Genomic DNA, 21,809 nt, shown 5'->3' with positions numbered 1-21,809 from the left:
CTTGCAGGCCCCGGCGCCTGCGAGGTGCACGGCGCCGGTGCGGGCCGGGGTGGTTCGCGCGGTCCGGCGCTCGTGGAGTGCCTCCCTCATCGCCCACCCGCGCCGCCGGGAGTGCCTCCCAGGCCCTTGAGGCGCTGGGGAGGTACGGATTGTCCGTGGGAGCGGCCTTCGCCCTGTCACCCTGCGGGGCACGGCAGGTACGCTGCTGATCGCGGCCCGGAGAACGAGGCCCGGACCGCGGACGGGAGTACGCACGGGGATTGCCTCACGTTCACCCCTGAGCGTTACGATCGCTGACAACACGATCGTTCGGACACATGTCCGACCGGTCGGACAGCACCCCACCCCCAGCAGCCTCGGTGAGAAGGTAAAGACTTATGTTCGGAAGGCTCGGAGCCCCCGAGATCATTCTCATCCTCGTCGTCATCATCCTGCTGTTCGGCGCGAAGAAGCTTCCGGACATGGCGCGGTCGCTCGGCAAGTCCGCCCGCATCCTCAAGAGCGAGGCGAAGGCGATGAAGGAGGACAAGTCCTCCGCACCCGCCGACCCGCCGGCCCCCGGCGAGCAGACCCCGGCGCAGCGCACCATCCAGGCCGCTCCCGGCGATGTGACCAGCTCCCGTCCGGTCACGGAGCCGACGGACACGACCAAGCGCTGACGCAGGGCCGGTGAACTCCGGCCCGCCGCACGAGATGGGAACGTGGGTTGCTCAAGTCTGCCCGCAAGCAGGAGAAGGATCCCGAGGGGCGGATGCCCCTCGCGGAGCACCTTCGTGAGCTCCGCAACCGGCTCGCGAAGGCGCTGCTGGCCATCGTCGCCGTGACGGTCGCCGCAGCCTTCTTCTACAACGACATCATCAACTTCTTCACCGAGCCGGTCTTCGAGTCGGTCGGGTGCGAGAAGTCCTTCGCGGAACTCGCCCGCTCGGACAGCACGGAGCCGTGCGCCCAGATCACGATCAACGGTCTGCTCACGCCGTTCACGCTGGCGCTGAAGGTCTCCCTGATGGCCGGCGTCGTACTGGCCTCGCCGGTCTGGCTGTACCAGCTGTGGGCCTTCGTCGCCCCGGGTCTGCACCGGCACGAGAGGAAGTACGCCTACGCGTTCGTCGCGACGGGCTTCCCGCTCTTCCTCTGCGGTGCCTACTTCGCGTACGCGGTGCTGCCCACCACCGCCGAGGTGCTCATCACCTTCACGCCGTTCGGCGTCGACAACCTGCTGCCGCTGGACGACCTGCTCGACCTCGTCACGCGCATGGTGGTCGTCTTCGGTCTCTCCTTCGAGCTGCCGCTGCTGCTGGTCATGCTCAACTTCTCCGGTGCCATCACGGGCAGGCGCATGCTCGGCTGGTGGCGCGGCATGATCATGGGCATCACGCTGTTCGCGGCCATCGCCACGCCGAGCACCGACCCGCTGACCATGATGGCGCTCGCCGGGCCGATCTGGATCCTGTACTTCGGCGCGGTCGCCGTGTCCCTGCTCAACGACCGCCGCAGGCGCCGCCTGGAGGCCATGGGCCCCGCCGACGACGAGGCCTCCGAGCTGGATCTCACCCCCGAGTCCATCGATCCGGTGGAGCCCGTGGCCGCCCTGCCCGAGCAGACCACCAAGGACCGGGTCAACGGTTATGACGACGTGACCTGAAGACCGGGCCGCAACTCGTAGGGTCACTCCCGTGACCAGCGAGATCACCCTCTTCGTCAACCCCACCGCGGGCCGCGGCCGGGGCGCCCGCGCGGCGCGGCCGGCCGCTTCCGCGTTGCGGGACGCCGGCTTCTCGGTGCGGACCGTGCTCGGCGACGACCCCCAAGGCGCCCTGGCCCGGGCGCGTGCCGCCGTCGAGGAGGGCACCGGAGCGCTGATCGCCGTCGGCGGCGACGGCATGGCGAACCTCGCCCTGCAGGCCGTCGTCGGCACCGGTACCCCGTTCGGCCTGGTCGCCGCCGGAACCGGCAACGACTTCGCCCGCGCGCTCGGCATGCCCCTGCGGGAACCGGCCGCGGCCGGCCGGATGATCGCCGACGCCCTCAAGTGCGGTCGGGTACGCGACATCGACCTCGGCCGGGTCGGCGACCGCTGGTTCGGCGCCGTGCTCGCCTCCGGCTTCGACTCCCGGGTCAACGACCGCGGCAACCGGATGCGGCTGCCCCTCGGACGCTTCAAGTACGACCTGGCGATGGTCGCCGAACTGGCCGCCTTCGAGCCACTGCCGTACCGGATCACCCTCGACGGCGGCGAGGTCCGCGAGGTCGAGGCGACGCTGGTGGCCGTCGGGAACGGGCCGTCGTACGGCGGCGGCATGCGCATATGCCCCGGAGCGGATCTCACCGACGGGCTGTTCGACATCACGGTGGTCGGCGAGTGCAGCCGGGCCACGCTGCTGCGGGTGTTCCCGAGGGTGTACCGGGGGACGCACGTCGGCCATCCCGCGATCACCGTGCTGCGGGCGGCGAGCGTGGAGCTGGTCGCCGAGCGGGTCACCGGCTACGCGGACGGGGAGCCGGTGGGTCCGCTGCCGCTGACCGCGAGGTGCGTGCCGGGCGCCCTGCGGGTCGTCGGCCCCTGAACCGGGCGGTCCCGCCGCCCACCGGGACGGTTCCGGATAATGATCGTCCTGTTGTCGGTGCGGCCCGGTACGCTCGAAAGCACGATGACAGAGGATCTCTCACCGGCCGAGCGGTACGCGGCAGCACGCAGGCGCGCTGCCGAGCAGGCCACCTCGCTCGCCTCCTTCCGCGAGATGTACGACTTCGGCCTCGACCCCTTCCAGATCGAGGCCTGCCAGGCGCTCGAGGCGGGGAAGGGCGTGCTGGTCGCCGCGCCCACCGGCTCCGGCAAGACGATCGTCGGCGAGTTCGCCGTCCACCTCGCCCTCCAGCAGGGCAAGAAGTGCTTCTACACGACACCCATCAAGGCGCTGTCGAACCAGAAGTACGCCGACCTGTGCCGTCGCTACGGCGCGGACAAGGTGGGCCTGCTCACCGGTGACAACAGCGTCAACTCCGACGCCCCGGTGGTCGTGATGACCACCGAGGTGCTGCGGAACATGCTGTACGCCGGGTCGCAGACCCTGCTCGGCCTCGGCTACGTGGTGATGGACGAGGTGCACTACCTTTCGGACCGCTTCCGCGGCGCCGTCTGGGAGGAAGTGATCATCCACCTCCCCGAGTCCGTGACCCTGGTCTCCCTGTCGGCGACGGTGTCGAACGCGGAGGAGTTCGGCGACTGGCTGGACACCGTCCGCGGTGACACCCAGGTGATCGTCTCCGAGCACCGGCCCGTGCCGCTGTTCCAGCACGTGCTCGCGGGCCGCCGGATATACGACCTGTTCGAGGAGGGGGAGGGCCGCAAGAAGGCCGTCAACCCGGACCTCACGCGCATGGCGCGCCTGGAGGCGAGCCGCCCGTCCTGGGGCGACCGCAAGCGCGGGCGGGGCAACCTGCGCGAGGCCGACCGGGAGCGGGAGCGCAGACAGCGCTCGCGGGTGTGGACGCCGAGCCGGCCGGAGGTCATCGAGCGGCTGGACGCCGAGGGCCTGCTGCCCGCGATCACCTTCATCTTCAGCCGCGCCGCCTGCGAGGCCGCCGTCCAGCAGTGCCTGTACGCGGGGCTCCGGCTCAACGACGAGGAGGCGCGGGCGAAGGTCCGCGCCCTGGTCGAGGAGCGCACCGCCTCCATCCCGGCCGAGGACCTGCACGTCCTGGGCTACTACGAGTGGCTGGAGGGCCTGGAGCGCGGCATCGCCGCCCACCACGCGGGCATGCTGCCGACGTTCAAGGAGGTCGTCGAGGAGCTGTTCGTGCGCGGGCTGGTGAAGGCCGTGTTCGCGACCGAGACCCTCGCGCTCGGCATCAACATGCCCGCCCGCTCGGTGGTCCTGGAGAAGCTCGTCAAGTGGAACGGCGAGCAGCACGCCGACATCACCCCCGGCGAGTACACCCAGCTGACCGGCCGGGCCGGCCGGCGCGGCATCGACGTCGAGGGTCACGCGGTCGTGCTGTGGCAGCGCGCCATGAACCCCGACCACCTGGCGGGACTGGCCGGCACACGCACGTATCCGCTGCGCTCCAGCTTCAAGCCGTCGTACAACATGGCGGTCAACCTGGTCGAGCAGTTCGGCCGGCACCGCTCGCGCGAGCTGCTCGAGACGTCGTTCGCGCAGTTCCAGGCGGACAAGTCGGTCGTGGGCATCTCGCGGCAGGTGCAGCGCAACGAGGAGGGCCTGGAGGGCTACAAGGACTCCATGACCTGCCACCTCGGCGACTTCGAGGAGTACGCGCGGCTGCGCCGCGAGCTGAAGGACCGGGAGAACGAGCTGGCCCGGCAGGGCGCGTCCCAGCGTCGCGCGGAGGCGGCCGTCGCGCTGGAGAAGCTGAAGCCCGGTGACGTCATCCACGTACCCACCGGCAAGTACGCGGGGCTGGCGCTGGTCCTCGACCCGGGGCTGCCCGCGGGGCGTTCCAACGGCCACCGCGGCTTCGAGTACCACGACGGTCCGCGCCCACTGGTGCTGACCGCCGAACGGCAGGTGAAGCGGCTGGCGTCGATCGACTTCCCGGTGCCGGTCGAGGCGCTGGAGCGGATGCGGATCCCGAAGTCCTTCAACCCGCGTTCCCCGCAGTCGCGTCGGGACCTCGCCTCCGCGCTGCGCACCAAGGCGGGGCACATCACCCCGGACCGGCACCGCAAGAAGCGGTCCGAGGCGGTCGACGACCGGGAGATCGCACGGCTGCGCAAGGCGCTGAAGGCGCACCCGTGCCACGGCTGCCAGGACCGTGAGGACCACGCCCGCTGGGCCGAGCGGTACCACCGGCTGCTGCGCGACACCTCGCAGCTGGAGCGACGCATCGAGGGCCGGACGAACACCATCGCCCGCACCTTCGACCGGATCGTCGGGCTGCTGACCGAGATGGACTATCTGCGCGGCGACGAGGTCACCGAACACGGCAAGCGGCTGGCCCGGCTGTACGGCGAACTCGACCTGCTGGCCAGCGAATGCCTGCGCGAGGGCGTCTGGGAAGGGCTCGCCCCCGCCGAACTCGCCGCGTGCGTGTCGGCGTTGGTGTACGAGGCCCGGGCCGCCGACGACGCGATGGCACCCAAGCTGCCCTCGGGCAAGGCCAAGGCGGCGCTCGGCGAGATGGTCCGCATCTGGGGCCGGCTGGACGCCCTGGAGGAGGACTTCCGGATCAGCCAGACCGAGGGCGTGGGCCAGCGCGAGCCCGACCTCGGCTTCGCCTGGGCCGCCTACATGTGGGCGTCGGGCAAGGGCCTGGACGAGGTGCTGCGCGAGGCGGAGATGCCGGCCGGCGACTTCGTGCGCTGGTGCAAGCAGGTCATCGACGTGCTGGGGCAGATCTCGGCGGCGGCGCCGTCCGTCGAGGGTTCGACGGTCGCCAGGAACGCCCGCAAGGCGGTCGACGGACTGCTGCGCGGCGTGGTCGCCTACTCGTCCGTGGGCTGAACCGCCCGGCTCCGAACCGCCCCGAAGCCCGGTGCGCCCCGTGCGCGCCGGGCTTCTGCCTTCCGTGCGCCCTCACCGGGGGCGTCACCGCCCGGTTTCGTGGGCAGCATCAGGGAGCCCCAGGGCCTTCCTCACCCGTGACGGTGAGTGGTTTTCGTACGCCTGACCGCAGTGACGCACTGTGTTCGAATAGTCGCACGGCGTGTAAACGACCTGAGCGTACTCCTGTCCCAGGGGTCATTTCCGGCGCTTGCTGAATATGACATGGCGATGATCCTGTCGGACTAGGCTCGCCCGCAGCGCACCGAGTTGAGATGAATTCGTGCGCTTGTTCCCCTATGTGTACGTTCCCCGGCCGTCAGTCGATTCGTTTCAGAGGGCTCACATGGCGAGTGTCCAACTTCCTTACACGCGCGTACTGTTGTTGCCGGCCATAGTGATGGCCGCGGCGACCGGAGCCGCCGTCGCCCTGGTGGCGGAGCCCGCCCGGATCGCCGTCGGCGTGTGTGGCGCCGTCGCGACCCTGCTGGTGACCGCCGCCGCGGCCGAGGCGGTGCGCCGCGGCCGTGCGCTGCGGGAGGCGCAGGCCGGGTACGACCGTCACCGCGCGTATCTGGAGTCCCGGATCGCCGCCCATGACACGGAGACGCAGTACTTCACCCGGCAGGTCACCCCCGCGGCCCTCGACTACCTGCACAGCGGCAACGACCCCGACGAGGTGATCCGCGGCCTGCCCCGGCTCAACCCGGCCTGGAGCGATCTGCCGAAGTACCAGATCGACCTGCTCAGGACGATGCTGAAGATCATCGACGACGAGGAGAACCTGCGCGACTCCTCCCAGCGCTCCTTCGTCAGCATCGCCCGCCGCGTCCAGGCGATCGTCCACCAGCAGGCCAAGGAACTCCGGGAGATGGAGGAGGACCACGGCCGCAACCCCGAGGTCTTCGACGACCTGCTGCGCATCGACCACGGCACCGCGCTGATCGGCCGCCTCGCCGACTCCATCTCCGTCCTCGGCGGCGGCCGTCCCGGACGCCAGTGGCCCAAGCCCGTCGCCCTCTACAGCGTGCTGCGCGGCGCCATGTCCCGCATCCTCGAGTACCGCCGCATCGACCTGAAGTCGATCGCCAAGATCAACATCAAGGGCATCTACGTCGAGCCGGTCATCCACGCCGCCGCCGAACTCCTCGACAACGCCACCCGCTACTCGCCGCCGACCAGCAAGGTCAGTGTCACCGCCACCGAGGTGCAGACCGGCGTCGCGATCGAGATCGAGGACGCCGGAGTCAGCCTCGACGAGCACGCCCGGGCCCGTATCGAGGGGATGCTCGAGCAGGCCCAGCGGGGTGTCGACCTCCAGGAGATCGGGGCCAACCCGCGCCTCGGTCTCGCCGTCGTCGGCCGGCTCTGCACCGCGTTCAACATGCAGGTCTCGCTGCGCGCCTCCGCCTACGGCGGGGTCCGCGCCGTCCTCGTCGTACCGAGCGAGATGATCACCGACCAGCCCGGCGTGGGCCTCGCCCACGGCATCGGGGCGACCGCCGTGCCCCGCCCGGTCGACGCCCTCCCGGGCCCCGAGCGCACGCCCAAGAAGCGCCGTCCCACCAGCCCCCGCATCCCCGACACGGTCTCCATGGAGGACGACGTCCCCGAGGTCACCGAGTGGACCGCGGGCGGCCTTCCGCAGCGCCGCAGCCGGATGAAGACCCCGCTGGCCCAGCGGTACGCCGAGCAGGCCGCCGCCGAACGGGCCGAGCGGGAGGCCAAGGAGCGGGGCGAGGAGTACCACGACGTCTGGGCCAGGCCCGAGCCCGAGAAGAAGCAGGACGACCGCGAGCCCGGGCTGTGGGTCGACGCCTTCTGGGAGGGCATGAGGAAGGGCCTCGACCCGGGCGTCCACACCACCGACTTCACCCGGAACCCGACCGCCTACCTGCATCTCATCAACGAACCGGCCCGCACCGAGGCCGATGACGAGGGGGACCTCAAGTGATCCAGCAACGAGCCAACTTCGACTGGATGCTCAAGGAGCTCGCCGACGGCGTACCCGGCGTCGAGATGATCGTGGTGCTCTCCGCCGACGGCCTGCGCATCGCCCGCTACGGCGGCGAGCCGGACGCCGCCGACCGGGTCGCCGCGGCCTGCGCGGGCGTACAGAGCCTCGCCGGGGCCGTCGCCCAGGAACTCCCGTACGGCAACGGTGAGATGAAGATGGTGCTCATCGAGATCAACGAGGGCTACTTCTACCTCATGGCGGCCGGCGCCAACGCCTATCTCGCGGTGCTCTCCGACATGACCTGCGAACCCGGCCGCATGGGCGGCATGATGCGCGACCTCGTCGTCCGCATCGGCGCCCATCTGACCAGTCCGCCCCGACGGAACGGGCAGCCCGTATGACTCCTCCGCAACGCCAGAGGCGCTCCCCCCGGGACGGCACCCCTCCGCGGCCGGCCGGACCGGCCAGGAAGGAGGGCGCGGGCGGCAACCCCGAGCGGCTGTACGTCGTCGCGGGTCCGGACGGCGAACGGGCCGACATCGACCTCGTGACGCTGATCGTGGCCCGCTCCCCGGACCCCCCGCCCTCCGCCACCCCCGAGCAGGCGGCGCTGCTCCGGCTCTGCGCCGCACCCCTGTCCGTGGCCGAACTGTCGGCCTATCTCAGCCTGCCGTTCAGCGTGGTGACCGTGCTGCTCACCGAGATGCTGACGGCGGAACTGGTCCAGGCGCGCTCGCCGATCGTCCGCAAGGCGCTCCCCGACCGTTCCCTTCTCGAAGCGGTGATGCATGGACTTCAAAGGCTCTGAGACCATCCCGGGACCCCGGGCGGAGGATCAGCTGCCGCACACGGCCGAGGCCGCGGTGAAAATCGTCATCGTCGGCGGATTCGGCGTCGGCAAGACGACCATGGTCGGCTCGGTCAGCGAGATCAAACCGCTGACCACCGAGGAGACCATGACGCAGGCCGGCATCGGGGTCGACGACAACTTCGGTTCCGCGTCCAAGACGGCCACCACCGTCGCCATGGACTTCGGCCGCATCAAGATCACGGACCAGCTGGTGCTGTACCTCTTCGGCACCCCCGGCCAGGAACGCTTCTGGTTCCTGTGGAACGGACTGTTCGAGGGGGCGCTCGGCGCGGTCGTACTCGTCGACACCCGTCGCCTCGAGGTCAGCTTCGACGTCATGGGACGGCTGGAGGAGCGCGGCGTGCCGTTCGTCGTCGCGGTCAACTCCTTCCCGGACGGCCCGCGTTACCCCGTCGAGGACCTGCGGTCCGCCCTCGATTTGTCCGAGCAGATCCCCATCCTGGAGTGCGATGTGCGGCGCCGCGCCTCCAGCCGCGACGTCCTGATGACCCTGATGCGGTTCCTGCACTCCCTCGCCATGACGGGCTCGCTCACCTGACCCCGGACCCGTCCCCGCCCACACCCCGCTTTCCCCTCGGAGCACCACTGTGACGCCTGAACCGAACTCCCTGACGGGAGACTCCCCGACCGGCACGGAAGCACCCCGGCCCGGCCCGCCCCCCGGCTGCCCCGCGCACGGCCCGGGCCCCGGCGGGCTGAGCCGGCTGCACGAGTCGGAGGACCTGAGGAAGCTGTACGAGGCACTGCGCGCCGAACACGGCCCGGTGGCACCGGTGCTCATCCACGACGACCTGCCGATGTGGGTGGTCCTCGGCCACGCCGAGAGCCAGCAACTGGTCCGCACTCCCGCGCAGTACTGCAAGGACAGCCGTATCTGGTCCCCGCTCACGGCCGGCCTGGTCAAGCCCGACCATCCGCTGATGCCGCACATCGCCTGGCAGCCGATGTGCGCGCACGCCGAGGGCGACGAGCACAAGCGGCTGCGCGGCGCCATCGACGCCGCCGTGGCGGCCACCGACTTCCGCGGGCTGCGCCGGCACGTCAACCGCAGCGTCCAGCGCGTCGTCAACCGGTTCTGCGAGGCGGGCGAGGCCGAACTGGTCGGCCAGTACGCCGAGCACCTGCCGATGGCCGTGATGTGCCACGTCCTCGGCATGCCCGACGAGTACAACGACCGGATGGTCGAGGCCGCCCGTGACATGATCCGGGGCACCGAGACCGCGATCGCCAGCAACGCCTACGTCATGGGGGCCCTGGAGCGTCTCACCGCCCGCCGCCGGGCCGAGCCGCTGAACGACTTCGCCGGCCACCTCATCGCCCACCCGGCCGGGCTGACCGACGACGAGGTCAGCCAGCACCTCAGAGTGGTGCTGATCGCCGCCTACGAGGCCACCGCCAACCTCCTGGCCAACGTGCTGCGCCAGGTGCTGATCGACCCGCGCTTCCGCTCCCAGCTCAACGGCGGCCAGATGACCGTGCCCCAGGCGGTGGAGCAACTGCTCTGGGACGAACCGCCGTTCAGCACCATCTTCGCCTACTTCGCCAAACAGGAGACGGAGCTCGGCGGCCAGCGCATCCGCAAGGGTGACGGCCTGCTGTTCGCGCCCGCGCCGGCCAACGTCGATCCACGCGTGCGCCCCGACCCGACCGCCGACATGCAGGGCAACCGCTCGCACCTCGCCTTCGGCGGCGGCCCGCACGAGTGCCCCGGCCAGGACATCGGCCGCACCATCGCCGAAGTCGGCGTCGACGCCCTGCTCATGCGGCTGCCCGACGTGGAGCTCAGCGTCGACGAGGAGGAGTTGTCCTTCACCGAGTCCATCGCCTCACGCCATCTGGTGGAACTGCCCGTCCACTTCACGCCCCGGCCGCAGCAGGACATCACGCAGCGGCCCAGCCACGAGAACGACGCGCCCCCGCAGCAGGACTGGCACATCGGCCACGCCCGGCCGGGGACCGGGCCGGGCGCCGCGGCCCCGGTGCCGCCCGAGCCGCACGTCGAGCCGCCCGTGCCGGTACCTCCGCCGCCCGTGCCGGTGACGGAACCCGCCCCGCCGCGGAACGCGTGGCAGCGCTTCCTGCGCTGGTGGCGCGGCTACTGACCGGCCGCCCAGTCCTCGTACGAGGACCAGGCCGCGAGCACCCGCCCACTGGTGAACCGGTGTTCCACCCCCGTCACCGGGTCGGTGAACTCCAGCGTCCGCGCGAGCAGTTGCAGCGGACGCCGGAAGTCACCGGCCGGGACGGGGCCGGTCACCTCGGGATACAGCGGATCGCCGAGGATCGGCACGCCCAGCGCGTTCATGTGCACCCGCAGCTGATGGGTCTGCCCGGTGCCGGGCACCAGCCGGTACCGGCCGAGGCCGTCCGGGCGGTGGGCGGCGAGCTCCACACGCGTCAGCGCGTTCGGCTCGCCCTCGACCTCCCGGGCGGCGAGCACCCCGCGCTCCTTCACGATCCGGCTGCGCACGGTCCTGGGCAGCTCCAGCCCGGGATCGTGGGGCGCGACGGCCTCGTACTCCTTGTGCACGCGCCGGTCGCGGAACAGCGTCTGGTACGCGCCGCGCTCCTCGGGCCGCACCGTGAACAGCAGCAGGCCCGCGGTGAGCCGGTCGAGGCGGTGCGCGGCGCCGAGTTCCGGGATGCCCAGCTCACGGCGGAGCCGGGCGAGCGCGGTCTGGGTGACATGGCTGCCGCGCGGGGTGGTGGCCAGGAAGTGGGGCTTGTCGACGACGACGACGTGCTCGTCCCGGTGGACGACCTCCAGCGGGAACGGCACCGGCACCTCGGCGGGCAGTTCCCGGTGGAACCACACGCACATGCCGGGTGCGTACGGTGCGTCCGCCGGTACGGCCCGCCCGTCCGTCCCGACGATCAGCCCCGCGGCGAACATCCCGTCCACGACTCCGGGGCCGGCCGACAGCCGCTGCACCAGATGCTCCCGCACCGTGGCCCACCGGGTGCCGGCGGGCAGCCGTACCCGCACCGGGTCCACACCGTCGCGCTGCGGCAGGGGAGAGGGCGGAATCGGCCGTCTGCGTCTCACATCGGGCAAGCGTACGGGGTCGCTCAGCCGCGGTTCCCGCCCTGTTCGTCGTGCCCGGCCGCCCGTTTCAGCTCCGTCTCGATCTCGTGGAGCGGTCTGCCCTCGGTCCGGGCGTACTCGGTCACCGCGAGGCGGACGTCACGGGCGAGGTCGCGCCAGGCCCGCCAGGCGGTCTCCCAGGTGCTGGTCTGGCGCCCGCTCCACTTGGTCCGGGTGGGCGGGCCGTAGGCGTCCCGCAACTGCCGGACCCTGGCGTGTGCCTCGTCCGCCGCGCGCTGCTTGGCCACGAGTTCGTCGAAGGTGTGTGCCACGCGCCCGGATCCTGCGGCAGCGCCCCGTCCCGAGGGGCTCGCCACGCCGCCGTGCCCGGGGTGACGGGCCACGGTTCCCCCGTCCGGCGGACGGGTGCGGGGTGTGCGCGGCCCGGCGCTTGTGGGTGCCGTCGTGCTGGTGCCGGCCGGTGCTTGGCGGATGCACCGCGTCCGTGTGGGCCGGGGGTGTGCGCGCGGCCCGGCGCCGGCGGGGTGCCTCCGCCACTCCCGGCTTCGCGCGAGCGGGAGGTACCTCCACCGCCCACCCGTGCCGCTGGGGCACCTCCCGGGCCCTTCAGGCACTGAAGGAGGCACGACTGCCCGCGGGAACGGCGGTACGTGGCACGACTGCCCGCGGAGACGGCGGCGCGTGGCCGGCGCGTCCGCGCCCCTCCGGCAGGTCCCGCCGCGCCGGTCCGGGGACGGACGGCCCCGACCCGCCCACCGGCCGCGGGTGCTCCGGCAAGCCCATCAGGCGGAGACGTCCACGGCCTCCTGCTCGGCCTCGACGCGGGCGTTCCACTCGCGCTTGGAGGCCTGCCAGCCGTCCTCGTCGTGGCCGAGCCGCCAGTAGCCGGAGATCGACAGGTCCTCGCGCGGGATGCCGCGATCCACCCGCAGCAGACGGCGCAGCTCCTTCACGAAGTGGGCCTCGCCGTGGACGAAGGCGTGCACCCGGCCCTCCGGGAAGTCGAGATTCCGGACGGCCTCCACCAGGGCCTCGCCGACGGGCCGGCCGCCACGGTGCAGCCAGCGGACCTCCACATCGGAGTCGATCTTCTGCTCCTCGTCGGGGCCGGAGATCTCCACGAAGGCGAACGCCCTGGCGCCGTGCGGCAGCGCCTCCAGCGAGCGGGCGATCGCGGGCAGCGCGCTCTCGTCGCCGACGAGCAGATGCCAGTCGGCGGCCGGGTCGGGCGCGTAGGCGCCGCCGGGGCCCATGAACCGGACGACCTCGCCCGGCCGGACGTTCGCCGCCCAGGGGCCCGCCAGGCCCTCGTCGCCGTGGACCACGAAGTCCAGGGTCAGCTCACGGTGCTCGGCGTCCCACTGCCGCACCGTGTACGTCCGGGTCACCGGCCACTGCTCGCGCGGGAACTCCTCGCGGATGCGCTGGAGGTCGAAGGGCTCCGGATACGTCGCCCCCGCGGCCGGGAACAGCAGCTTGACGTAGTGATCGGTGCAGGTGTCCGCCGAGAAATCGGAGAGTCCCTCACCACCGAGCACCACGCGCCGCATGTGCGGGGTCAGCTGTTCGGTACGGACGACCTCGGCGGTGTGCGGCGCGCGCGGGGCACGTACCGGTCGCTCTGCCATGAGGAGCCTCCCAGCGATCGCGGTTAGGGTTACCTAAGTTAGCACCTCGATCCCGGTCGACGCCTCGTCGGCGGACGCTCCGTCCGGTTCGGCGATGTGTGCGGCTCACGCCGAGAGGGTCGTCAGCAGGCGCTGCAGCGATCCGCCCAGACCCCATCGGGCGGCCAGGGACTCCACCCCGGCCGGATCGCGCGGCCCGCGCGGCAGCGCCGTGTCGAGGTCCGGGAGCGGGACGTCGTCCGCGACCCGGACGACCTTGGGGGCGACCGCGAGATACGGCCGCGCCTCGTCCAGACGCTTGCGCTGCGACGGCGTGAGCTTGGCCCGCGGGTCGTCCACGGCCGCCAGGATCCCGGCCAGGTCGCCGAACTCGGCCAGCAGCTTGGCCGCCGTCTTCTCCCCGATGCCCGGCACGCCCGGCAGGCCGTCGCTCGGATCACCGCGCAGCAGCGCCAGATCCGCGTACCCCCTGCCGTCCACCCCATACTTCTCGCGCAGCACGGCCTCGTCGGTGATCTGGAGCATGCCGACGCCCTTCAGCGGATACAGCACGCGCACCCCGCGCGCGTCGTCCACCAGCTGGTAGAGATCGCGGTCGCCGGTGACGATGTCGACCGGTCCGCCGGCGCGGGCGGTGAGCGTGCCGATCACGTCGTCCGCCTCGTAGCCGGCGACCCCCACCCGCGCGATGCCCACCGCGTCGAGCACGCTCTCGATGACCGGTACCTGCGGGGACAGCGTGTCCGGCACCTCCTCCTCGTCCGGACCCGCCGCACGCTCCTCGGCGACGCGGTGCGCCTTGTAGGAGGGGATCAGTTCCACCCGCCACTTCGGGCGCCAGTCGGCGTCCATGCAGGCCACCAGGTGGTCGGGGCGGTGGTCCTTGACCAGGCGGTCGATGAAGTCGAGCAGTCCGCGCACGGCGTTCACCGGAGTGCCGTCCGGGGCCCTGACGGACTCCGGGACGCCGAAGTAGGCACGGAAGTACAGGGAGGCGGTGTCGAGGAGCATCAGTCGTCCGGTCACGTCCCGCATCATGCCGCACACCACCGACAGCGCCCCGCAGAAGCGCGTGAGTACGTAAGTGTGTGAGTGCGTGATGCGCAACAAGTTGCGTCTTGCGCCGTCAATGTGATGCGTCACACGAACACGTTTGCCCTGTGCAAAACCGGGGAGGCGCGGGCCCGAAGCGATGCCGGTTACAGATTCAACTGTTTTGGGGCCGCGTGAGCTGTCCGCCGGGCATCGCTTCCGCCCTTTGCCGTCGAGACAAGAGGTACGCGTGTCATCCAGGCTTGAGGCCGAGCATCTGTTCAAGGTGTTCGGCAGACGACCGGACCAGGCGGTCGAACGACTGCGCCAGAAGAAGACCGACCGGGAGGAACTGCGCGCCGACGGCACCACCGCCGCCGTCGTCGACGCCTCGTTCACGGTGGAGCCGGGCGAGATCTTCGTCGTCATGGGCCTGTCGGGCTCCGGCAAGTCCACCCTGTTGCGGATGCTGAACGGCCTGCTGGAACCCACCGCCGGACAGGTGCGCTTCGACGGCCAGGACCTGACCGCGCTGCCCGACCGGGAGCTGCGCAAGGTCCGTTCCAAGAAGATCAGCATGGTCTTCCAGCACTTCGCGCTGTTCCCGCACCGCAGCGTCCGTGACAACGCCGCCTACGGTCTTGAAGTGCAGGGCGTGCCCCGCGCCGAGCGCGAACGCCGCGCCGACGAGGCGCTCGCCCTGTGCGGCCTGGCCGGCTGGGAGAAGTCGTGGCCCGACGAGCTGTCGGGCGGCATGCAGCAGCGCGTGGGGCTCGCCCGCGCGCTCGCCACCGACGCCGACCTGCTGCTGATGGACGAGTCCTTCAGCGCCCTCGACCCGCTGATCCGCCGCGACATGCAGGACCAGCTGCTCGAACTGCAGAAGACCCTGAAGAAGACGATCGTCTTCATCACCCACGACCTCAACGAGGCCATGCGCCTGGGCGACCGCATCGCGGTGATGCGCGACGGCCGCATCGTGCAGATCGGCACCGCGCAGGACATCCTGATCCGTCCCGCCGACGACTACGTCGCCTCCTTCACCCAGGACGTCGACCGCTCCCGCGTGCTCACCGCCGGCGCCGTGATGGAGCGCGAGGTCCGCGGTGACGAGGCCGACTGCGGCTGCGAGACCGCGACGCCCGACACGCCGTTCACCGATCTGTGCGCGATCAGCGCCCGGGTACCGCACCCCGTGGCCGTGCTCGACGAGGAGGACGCACTCGTCGGCGTCGTGCCCCGGCGGCGCCTCGTCGGGTTCCTCGGTGACGAGGAGGCCGGTCCCGGCGTCTGCGACACCCCGCGGGACAAGGGCGGCGAGAAGGTGATGGCCCGTGCCTAGGATTCCGCTCGGCGACTGGGTCAACAGCACCGTCGAATGGCTGCTCGCCAACGTCACCTGGCTGTTCGACTTCCTCAAGGCCGTCTTCACCGGCGCCTACGACGGCGTCAACGCCGTCCTCCAGGCCCCCGAACCGCTGATCCTCTGCGGCATCTTCGCGGTGATCGCCTTCTGGCTGCGTGGCACCTTCGCCGGTGTCCTCACCTTCGTCGGCTTCGCCTTCCTGGACTCCCTCGAACTGTGGGAGGACTCGATGGTGACGCTGGCGCTGGTCCTCGTCGCCACGGTGATCGCGCTGGTCATATCGGTGCCGGTGGGCATCTGGGCGGCCCGCTCCGACCGGGTCAGCGCCGTGGTCCGGCCGATCCTGGACTTCATGCAGACGCTGCCCGCGATGATCTACCTCATCCCGGCGATCCTGTTCTTCGGGACCGGCTCCGCCCCGGGCATCGTCGCCACCCTGATCTTCGCGCTCGCCCCGGGCGTGCGCATGACCGAGCTGGGCATCCGCCAGGTCGACAAGGAACTGGTCGAGGCGGCCGAGGCGTTCGGCACCACGCCCCGCAACACCCTGCTGCGCGTGCAGCTGCCGCTGGCGCTGCCCACGGTGATGGCGGGCGTCAACCAGGTCATCATGCTGGGCCTGTCCATGGCCGCGATCGCCGGCATGGTCGGCACCGGCGGACTCGGCGGCGCGGTCATCGAGGCCATCGGGCAGCTCAACATCGGTCTCGGCGCCGAGTCCGGCATCGCCATCGTCATCCTGGCGATCTACCTGGACCGCATGACCAGCGCCCTGGGCACCCAGGTCTCCCCGCTCGGCCGGCGCGCCGCCGCCAAGGCACGCGCCGCGCAGGGACTGAGGATCTGGTCCTACCGGCCCCGCCCGCAGGTCGCCGTGATCGGTGTCGTCGTCCTCGCCCTGGTCGCGGGCGGCATGGGGATCTTCGGCGGCAACGCCGGCGGCTCAGGCACCACCGCCGACGGCGAGAACGTCGGCGACGGCAAGAAGATCACCATCGGTTACATCCCCTGGGACGAGGGCGTCGCCTCCACCTTCCTGTGGAAGGAGGTCCTCGAGCAGCGCGGTTTCGAGGTCGAGGCCGAGCAGTTCGAGGCCGGCCCGCTCTACACCGCCCTCGCGCAGGGCACCGTCGACTTCCAGACGGACGCCTGGCTGCCCACCACCCACGAGGCGTACTGGAAGAAGTACGGCGGGCAGCTCGACGACCTCGGCTCCTGGTACGGCGAGACGTCGCTGGAGCTGACCGTCCCGGCGTACATGGAGGACGTCGACAGCCTGGAGGACCTCAAGGGCAAGGCGTCCGCCTTCGGCGGGGAGATCACCGGCATCGAGTCCAGCGCCGGCATGATGGGCCTGCTGAAGAGCAAGGTCCTCAAGGAGTACGGCCTGGACAAGGAGTACAAGGTCGTCGACAGCTCCACGCCGGCGATGCTGGCCGAGCTGAAGCGGGCCTACAGCAAGAAGGAGCCGGTCGTCGTCACGCTCTGGTCGCCGCACTGGGCGTACAGCGACTACGACCTGAAGAAGCTGAAGGACCCCAAGGGCAGCTGGGGCAAGGGCGACGGCGTGCACACGGTGTCGCGCGAGGGCTTCGCCGACGACAATCCGCTCGTCGGGAAGTGGCTGAAGGACTTCTCGATGACCGAGAAGCAGCTCACCGGCCTGGAAGCCGAGATCAACAAGGCGGGCAAGGGCAAGCAGCAGGACGCCGTCCGGACCTGGCTGAAGGACAACCCGGGCATCGTCGACGAGCTGGCCCCGGTCGGGTCCGGCTCGGGCGCCACGCCCGCCGAGGCGAAGCGCCCGCTGGACGTGGCCTGGTTCCCCTGGGAGGAGGACGTCGCCGTCACCTACCTGTGGAAGAACGTCCTCGAGCGGCGCGGCTACACGATGAACCTCAAGCAGATGGACGTAGGCCCGGTCTACACCGGCCTCGCCTCCGGTGACCTCGACCTCAACTTCGACGCCTGGCTGCCGTACGCGCAGAAGAACTACTGGGACAGGAGCAAGGACAAGCTCACCGACCTGGGCACCTGGTACGAGCCCACCTCGCTGGAGATCGCCGTCCCCTCGTACGTCGAGGACGTCGAGTCCCTGGAGGACCTGAAGGGCAAGGCCGGCCTGTTCGACGGACGGATCATCGGCATCGAGCCCGGCACCGGTGAGATGCAGCTGCTCAAGAACGAGGTCATGCCGGGCTACGGCCTGGAGGACGAGTACGAGGTCGTCGACGGCTCCACGCCGGCGATGCTGGCCGAGCTCAAGCGCGCCTACGCCAAGAAGGAGCCCATCGCGGTCACCCTGTGGTCGCCGCACTGGGCGTACAGCGACTACGAGCTGACCAAGCTGAAGGACCCCAAGAAGGCCTTCGGCGAGGGCAACACGATCCGCACCATCGCGAGCGAGAAGTTCCCGGAGCAGTATCCGCGGCTCACCGAGTGGATCAAGGACTTCCGGATGAGCGAGGACGAGCTCGGCACCCTGGAGGCCGAGATCAAGGACCGCGGCCAGGGCCATGAGGAGGAGGCCGTCGCCGCCTGGCTGGAGGAGCACCCGGACATGGTGGAGCGGATGACTCCGCAGTAACCGGTGCCCTCGCGGTAACCGCCGTACCGGCCGCCCCCGAGGGGCGGGCCAGGACCCGCGCCTGACGGCGCGGCCGGGCCCGCCCCTCGGGCACGTCCGGAGCCGGGCGGGAACACGGTAGGAATCCGGACAACCACGCAGCGCGACGTCCTCCCCGGACCTCCCCGTGACCTTCCGCCGGGTGAGGGGAACAATGGCGGGAACACCCCTTATCGCGTGCGGGAGGAACCGGGGGGCCCGCAGGGCGACTGGCGTGAACTGGCGGGTCGGCGCCGGTCGCGTGTGACGGCGACGCGGCAGGCGCCTGAAACGGTTTGCCGAACATGCGTAGGGTGCAGACAACTCACCAGAAGGAGCGCGCCGGATCGGCGGCGCACGGGGTGCGGGACGATCGGCGGAGGAGGGAGCCGGAGCGATGGGCGACCACAAGGAACAGCCCCTGCGGGTGGGCGCGGCCGTGCGGCGGCGACGCCGTGCGCTGGACCTCACCCTCGCCGTCGTGGCCGAGCGCAGCGGCCTGTCGGTCCCGTTCCTCAGCCAGATCGAGAACGAGCGGGCGCGTCCCAGCCAGAGCTCCCTGGAGAAGGTCGCCGACGCCCTGCGCACCACCGCCGTGGAGCTCCTCGCCGCCGCCGACCCGGCGTGCAGCGTGGACGTCGTCCGCGCCGGGGGCGCCGAGCCGTGGGCGGAACCGCAGGTGCGCTCCCTGGTGCGCGGTCACCACCAGATGCACGCCTCCGAGTTCACCGGCGACCATGACGCCGGCCGTGAACTCCAGTTCCGCAACGACCAGTTGATGTATGTGGCGGACGGTGCCGTGGAGATCGAGGCGGAGGGCCGCGCGTACCGTCTCGGCCGCGGCGACACCCTGTACCTCACCGGAGGCGTCCGGCACCGCTGGCGGGCCACGGTCCCGGAGACACGGCTGCTGGTCGTCGCCGTCGCCGAGCACATCGAGGCGCTGCGGGACAAGCCGCGCCGATGAGTCCCGTCCGGGTGGTCTCGCTCGTCCCCTCGCTGACGGAGGCCGTGGCGCTCTCCGCCCCCGGCGTCCTGGCCGGCGCCACCGACTGGTGCACGCATCCGGCCGGGCTGGACGTCGTACGCGTCGGCGGCACCAAGAACCCGAAGGTGGAGCGGATCGTCGCGCTCGCCCCCGGGCTGGTGATCGCCAACGAGGAGGAGAACCGCGGGAGCGACCTGGCGGCCCTGCGCGCGGCGGGCCTCCACGTGCTGGTGACGGAGGTGCGGACGCTGCCCCAGGCCTTCGGCGAGCTGGACCGGGTGCTCACCGCGTGCGGGGTGCCGGCCCGCCCCCGCTGGCTGGACGAGGCCGAGGCGGCCTGGGCCGCGGTGCCCACGCCCGCGGAGCGCCGGACGGCGGTCGTGCCCGTCTGGCGGCGCCCCTGGATGGTGCTGGGCCGGGACACCTTCGCGGGCGACCTGCTGTCCCGCCTCGGCGTCGACCACCTGTACGCGCACCACCCGGAGCGCTATCCGCGCGTCCCGCTCGACGCGCTGCGCGCGGCGGACCCGGACCTCGTCGTGCTCCCCGACGAGCCCTACCGCTTCACCGCCGACGACGGCCCGGAGGCCTTCCCCGGGCTGCCCTGCGCACTCGTCGACGGCCGGTACCTCACCTGGTACGGCCCGTCGCTGGCCGAGGCGCCGACCGTGCTGGGGCGGGCCCTGCGGGCAGCGCGCCGCTGAACAGGCCGCGGGCCGTGTGCCAGGCGGCGACGGCCCAGGCCCCGGCCAGCAGGGCGTACAGGGCGTACGCCAGCGCGTCGTAGGCGACCAGTCCGGTGCGCGAGGCGAGGGCCCCGGCGCCGGTGACACAGGTGCCGACCGGGAAGGTGAACGACCACCACGTCATCGCGAAGCGCATGCCCCGCCGCCGCGCCCGTACGACATGCGCGGTGGCGAGGCAGAGCCACAGCAGCGCGAAGCCCATGACGGGCACCCCGTACAGGACGGCGAGCACGCGGAACCCCTCGTCGTACGGCGCCGGCACGACCCCCGGGGCGGTGTCCGCGAAGGCGCCGACGGCGGTCGTGGACTGGCCGAGCGGTCCGAGCACCAGGAACAGCGTCGGGGTGAGGGCGAGGGGCAGCGGACCGCGGGCGAGCAGCCGGCCGAAGACCAGGGGCAGCGTGATCAGGGTGGCCAGCAGGCTGAGCCCGAACATCGCGAAGCAGGCGAGCAGCAGGGTCGCGCGGGGCCGGCCCTCCGGGAGGTACGGCACCAGGAGGGGCCCGAGCGCGGCGGACACCATGGGCGCGACCAGCGGCAGCAGCCAGACGGGCGTCGCCTCCTGTGCCGTCACCCGGTGGCGTACGGACATGAGGTACGGGACGGCCACGGCGGCGGCCAGCCCGACGGCCGTACCGGCGGTGAACAGCACGGCGTCGAGGACGACGGCCGCGCGCAGCCCGATCCAGTCCCGCCCGAGGACGGGCGCGCCGCCGCCGACGGCCAGCAGCGCCATGGAGAGACAGCCGTAGAAGGGGGCCACGGCGGGATCGCGGAGGTGGGCGCGGGCCCGGTCGCGGTGGTGGGCCCAGTGCAGGGCGCGGGCGGCGAGCAGGACCGCGAGGAGGACGAGGGACAGCGCCCAGACGGCGGTGAGCGCGGAGCGCAGGCCGGGCGCGTGCACGGGGAGCGCGGCGCCCGCTCCGGCGACGATGGCGGTGCCCATCACGCAGGCGTACCAGTTGGGTCCGAGGTGGCGGACGGCGGCGGCACGCGGGGGCCGTGCGGTGGCACGGGGGAGGGGCGGCAGGGGCCGGGTTGCGGTGACCATGGTCAATACGGTCGGGCCGACGGGGCGCCGCGACCAGGGAGCACCCCTCTATGGCGGCATAAGCTGGGCTTATGAGCACAACGGACGACCATGGCCATCCGGGGCACCGCTCCGCGAGTCCGGGGCCCCTGGCTCACCGGGTGCCGGACCTCGGGGCGCTGGAGCTGCTGCTGGCGGTGGCGCGGCTGGGGAGTCTGGGCGGGGCGGCGCGGGAGCTGGGCATCACCCAGCCCGCCGCCAGCAGCCGGATCCGGTCGATGGAACGGCAGCTCGGTGTGGCCCTGGTCGACCGGTCGCCGCGCGGGTCGCGGCTGACGGACGCGGGAGCGCTGGTCACCGACTGGGCGCGGCGGATCGTGGAGGCGGCGGAGGCCTTCGACGCGGGCGCGCAGGCACTGCGGGACCGCCGGGACTCGCGGCTGCGGGTGGCGGCGAGCATGACGATCGCCGAGTACCTGCTGCCGGGGTGGCTGCTGGCACTGCGCGCGGACCGGCCGGACACCGCGGTGTCGCTGCTGGCCGGGAACTCGGCGGCGGTGGCGGAGCGGCTGCTGTCGGGGGAGGCGGACGTGGGGTTCGTGGAGGGGCTCACGGTGTCGGCGGGGCTGGATTCCGCGGTGATCGCTCATGACCGGCTGATCGTGGTCACGGCGCCGTCGCACGCGTGGGCCCGGCGGGGGCGGCCGATCGCGGCGGAGGAGCTGGCGAGTACGCCGTTGATCCTGCGGGAGGAGGGGTCGGGGACGCGGCAGGTTCTGGATGCGGCGCTCGGGGGGTTGGCCCGGCCGCTGATCGAGTTGTCTTCGACCACGGCGGTGAAGGCGGCGGCGGTCGGCGGGGCGGGGCCGGCGGTGCTGAGTGAGCTGGCGGTGGGGGAGGAGTTGGCGATGCGGCGGCTGGTGCGGATTCCTGTCGACGGGATCGCCCTGGCCCGGGATCTGCGTGCGGTGTGGCCTACGGGGCACCGGCCGACCGGGCCGGCGCGGGATCTGTTGTCGCTGACGCGGGGATGACG

General features: G+C 71.7%; 19 protein-coding genes. 14 read left to right on the top strand and 5 right to left on the bottom strand.

The features are described from left to right. The first annotated feature begins 377 nt into the window (after positions 1–377). The 9 genes from tatA to ACFXAE_RS25645 all read left to right on the top strand — a co-directional run bounded on the left by tatA (position 378) and on the right by ACFXAE_RS25645 (position 10,434). The gene (gene tatA / locus ACFXAE_RS25685) at positions 378–659 is read left to right on the top strand and encodes a Sec-independent protein translocase subunit TatA (RefSeq protein ID WP_384718889.1); all 282 of its coding nucleotides are present in this window, start codon (positions 378–380) and stop codon (positions 657–659) included. Between the two features lie 47 nt (positions 660–706). Then, positions 707–1,645: a twin-arginine translocase subunit TatC gene (tatC, locus tag ACFXAE_RS25680; RefSeq protein ID WP_384718887.1), complete on the top strand. Its 939-nt coding sequence runs from the start codon at positions 707–709 to the stop codon at positions 1,643–1,645. A 31-nt stretch (positions 1,646–1,676) separates the two neighbouring features. Next, complete coding sequence (locus ACFXAE_RS25675) at positions 1,677–2,567, top strand: diacylglycerol kinase (RefSeq protein ID WP_384718885.1); 891 nt, start codon at positions 1,677–1,679, stop codon at positions 2,565–2,567. A 39-nt stretch (positions 2,568–2,606) separates the two neighbouring features. Beyond that, positions 2,607–5,465: a DEAD/DEAH box helicase gene (locus ACFXAE_RS25670; protein ID WP_384718883.1), complete on the top strand. Its 2,859-nt coding sequence runs from the start codon at positions 2,607–2,609 to the stop codon at positions 5,463–5,465. Positions 5,466–5,904: 439 nt separating this feature from the next. After that, on the top strand, positions 5,905–7,458 hold the full coding sequence (locus ACFXAE_RS25665) for a sensor histidine kinase (RefSeq protein WP_384718881.1): 1,554 nt from the start codon (positions 5,905–5,907) through the stop codon (positions 7,456–7,458). Beyond that, complete coding sequence (locus ACFXAE_RS25660) at positions 7,455–7,862, top strand: roadblock/LC7 domain-containing protein (protein ID WP_384718879.1); 408 nt, start codon at positions 7,455–7,457, stop codon at positions 7,860–7,862. The genes ACFXAE_RS25665 and ACFXAE_RS25660 overlap by 4 nt, the downstream gene beginning before the upstream one ends. Next, on the top strand, positions 7,859–8,269 hold the full coding sequence (locus tag ACFXAE_RS25655; RefSeq protein ID WP_384718877.1) for a DUF742 domain-containing protein: 411 nt from the start codon (positions 7,859–7,861) through the stop codon (positions 8,267–8,269). The genes ACFXAE_RS25660 and ACFXAE_RS25655 overlap by 4 nt, the downstream gene beginning before the upstream one ends. Continuing rightward, positions 8,250–8,870 carry an ATP/GTP-binding protein gene (locus ACFXAE_RS25650; RefSeq protein ID WP_384718875.1) on the top strand — a complete coding sequence of 207 codons (621 nt, stop codon included), beginning with the start codon at positions 8,250–8,252 and terminating at the stop codon, positions 8,868–8,870. The genes ACFXAE_RS25655 and ACFXAE_RS25650 overlap by 20 nt, the downstream gene beginning before the upstream one ends. A gap of 49 nt (positions 8,871–8,919) precedes the next feature. Beyond that, positions 8,920–10,434, top strand: a complete 1,515-nt coding sequence (locus ACFXAE_RS25645) for a cytochrome P450 (RefSeq protein WP_384718873.1) — start codon at positions 8,920–8,922, stop codon at positions 10,432–10,434. Here the strand turns inward: ACFXAE_RS25645 and ACFXAE_RS25640 are convergent. From ACFXAE_RS25640 to ACFXAE_RS25625, 4 genes are all read right to left on the bottom strand, one after another. Next, positions 10,428–11,378 carry an RluA family pseudouridine synthase gene (locus ACFXAE_RS25640; protein ID WP_384718871.1) on the bottom strand — a complete coding sequence of 317 codons (951 nt, stop codon included), beginning with the start codon at positions 11,376–11,378 and terminating at the stop codon, positions 10,428–10,430. The genes ACFXAE_RS25645 and ACFXAE_RS25640 overlap by 7 nt on opposite strands. Positions 11,379–11,401: 23 nt before the next feature. Then, entirely contained in the window at positions 11,402–11,689 is a 288-nt protein-coding gene (locus ACFXAE_RS25635) for a hypothetical protein (RefSeq protein WP_384718869.1), read from the bottom strand. Between the two features lie 471 nt (positions 11,690–12,160). Further along, positions 12,161–13,006 carry a siderophore-interacting protein gene (locus tag ACFXAE_RS25630; protein WP_384718867.1) on the bottom strand — a complete coding sequence of 282 codons (846 nt, stop codon included), beginning with the start codon at positions 13,004–13,006 and terminating at the stop codon, positions 12,161–12,163. A 105-nt stretch (positions 13,007–13,111) separates the two neighbouring features. Further along, a complete protein-coding gene (locus tag ACFXAE_RS25625; protein ID WP_384718923.1) occupies positions 13,112–14,041 on the bottom strand; it encodes a 5'-3' exonuclease H3TH domain-containing protein in 930 nt (309 codons plus the stop codon). Positions 14,042–14,288: 247 nt separating this feature from the next. Between ACFXAE_RS25625 and ACFXAE_RS25620 the strand changes: the two genes are divergently transcribed. The 4 genes from ACFXAE_RS25620 to ACFXAE_RS25605 all read left to right on the top strand — a co-directional run bounded on the left by ACFXAE_RS25620 (position 14,289) and on the right by ACFXAE_RS25605 (position 19,701). After that, positions 14,289–15,380 carry a glycine betaine/L-proline ABC transporter ATP-binding protein gene (locus ACFXAE_RS25620; protein WP_384718865.1) on the top strand — a complete coding sequence of 364 codons (1,092 nt, stop codon included), beginning with the start codon at positions 14,289–14,291 and terminating at the stop codon, positions 15,378–15,380. Then, positions 15,373–17,991: an ABC transporter permease/substrate binding protein gene (locus ACFXAE_RS25615; RefSeq protein WP_384718863.1), complete on the top strand. Its 2,619-nt coding sequence runs from the start codon at positions 15,373–15,375 to the stop codon at positions 17,989–17,991. Before ACFXAE_RS25620 ends, ACFXAE_RS25615 begins: the two co-directional genes overlap by 8 nt. A gap of 415 nt (positions 17,992–18,406) precedes the next feature. Further along, the gene (locus ACFXAE_RS25610) at positions 18,407–18,976 is read left to right on the top strand and encodes a helix-turn-helix domain-containing protein (RefSeq protein WP_384718861.1); all 570 of its coding nucleotides are present in this window, start codon (positions 18,407–18,409) and stop codon (positions 18,974–18,976) included. Further along, a complete protein-coding gene (locus tag ACFXAE_RS25605) occupies positions 18,973–19,701 on the top strand; it encodes a helical backbone metal receptor (RefSeq protein WP_384718859.1) in 729 nt (242 codons plus the stop codon). The genes ACFXAE_RS25610 and ACFXAE_RS25605 overlap by 4 nt, the downstream gene beginning before the upstream one ends. Here the strand turns inward: ACFXAE_RS25605 and ACFXAE_RS25600 are convergent. Beyond that, positions 19,628–20,794, bottom strand: a complete 1,167-nt coding sequence (locus ACFXAE_RS25600) for a TDT family transporter (protein ID WP_384718857.1) — start codon at positions 20,792–20,794, stop codon at positions 19,628–19,630. The genes ACFXAE_RS25605 and ACFXAE_RS25600 overlap by 74 nt on opposite strands. Positions 20,795–20,865: 71 nt before the next feature. On the opposite strand from ACFXAE_RS25600, the gene ACFXAE_RS25595 reads away from it, so the two are divergent. Beyond that, the gene (locus ACFXAE_RS25595) at positions 20,866–21,807 is read left to right on the top strand and encodes a LysR family transcriptional regulator (RefSeq protein ID WP_384718855.1); all 942 of its coding nucleotides are present in this window, start codon (positions 20,866–20,868) and stop codon (positions 21,805–21,807) included. Positions 21,808–21,809 lie beyond the last annotated feature (2 nt).

The organism is Streptomyces sp. NPDC059454 (assembly GCF_042749965.1).
Taxonomy (GTDB): Bacteria; Actinomycetota; Actinomycetes; order Streptomycetales; family Streptomycetaceae; genus Streptomyces.
Note: the sequence above shows the minus strand (reverse complement) of the source record. Positions and strands in the feature narration are given on the sequence as shown.

Excerpts from the sequence above, each read along its gene's own strand:
- ACFXAE_RS25630 (WP_384718867.1), bottom strand. The coding sequence starts at position 13,006 with ATGGCAGAGCGACCGGTACGTGCCCCGCGCGCGCCGCACACCGCCGAG.
- ACFXAE_RS25650 (WP_384718875.1), top strand. The coding sequence starts at position 8,250 with ATGGACTTCAAAGGCTCTGAGACCATCCCGGGACCCCGGGCGGAGGAT.
- ACFXAE_RS25665 (WP_384718881.1), top strand. The coding sequence starts at position 5,905 with ATGGCCGCGGCGACCGGAGCCGCCGTCGCCCTGGTGGCGGAGCCCGCC.
- ACFXAE_RS25605 (WP_384718859.1), top strand. The coding sequence starts at position 18,973 with ATGAGTCCCGTCCGGGTGGTCTCGCTCGTCCCCTCGCTGACGGAGGCC.
- ACFXAE_RS25595 (WP_384718855.1), top strand. The coding sequence starts at position 20,866 with ATGAGCACAACGGACGACCATGGCCATCCGGGGCACCGCTCCGCGAGT.
- ACFXAE_RS25610 (WP_384718861.1), top strand. The coding sequence starts at position 18,407 with ATGGGCGACCACAAGGAACAGCCCCTGCGGGTGGGCGCGGCCGTGCGG.
- ACFXAE_RS25655 (WP_384718877.1), top strand. The coding sequence starts at position 7,859 with ATGACTCCTCCGCAACGCCAGAGGCGCTCCCCCCGGGACGGCACCCCT.
- ACFXAE_RS25670 (WP_384718883.1), top strand. The coding sequence starts at position 2,607 with ATGATCGTCCTGTTGTCGGTGCGGCCCGGTACGCTCGAAAGCACGATG.
- ACFXAE_RS25600 (WP_384718857.1), bottom strand. The coding sequence starts at position 20,794 with ATGGTCACCGCAACCCGGCCCCTGCCGCCCCTCCCCCGTGCCACCGCA.
- ACFXAE_RS25625 (WP_384718923.1), bottom strand. The coding sequence starts at position 14,041 with ATGCGGGACGTGACCGGACGACTGATGCTCCTCGACACCGCCTCCCTG.
- tatA (WP_384718889.1), top strand. The coding sequence starts at position 378 with ATGTTCGGAAGGCTCGGAGCCCCCGAGATCATTCTCATCCTCGTCGTC.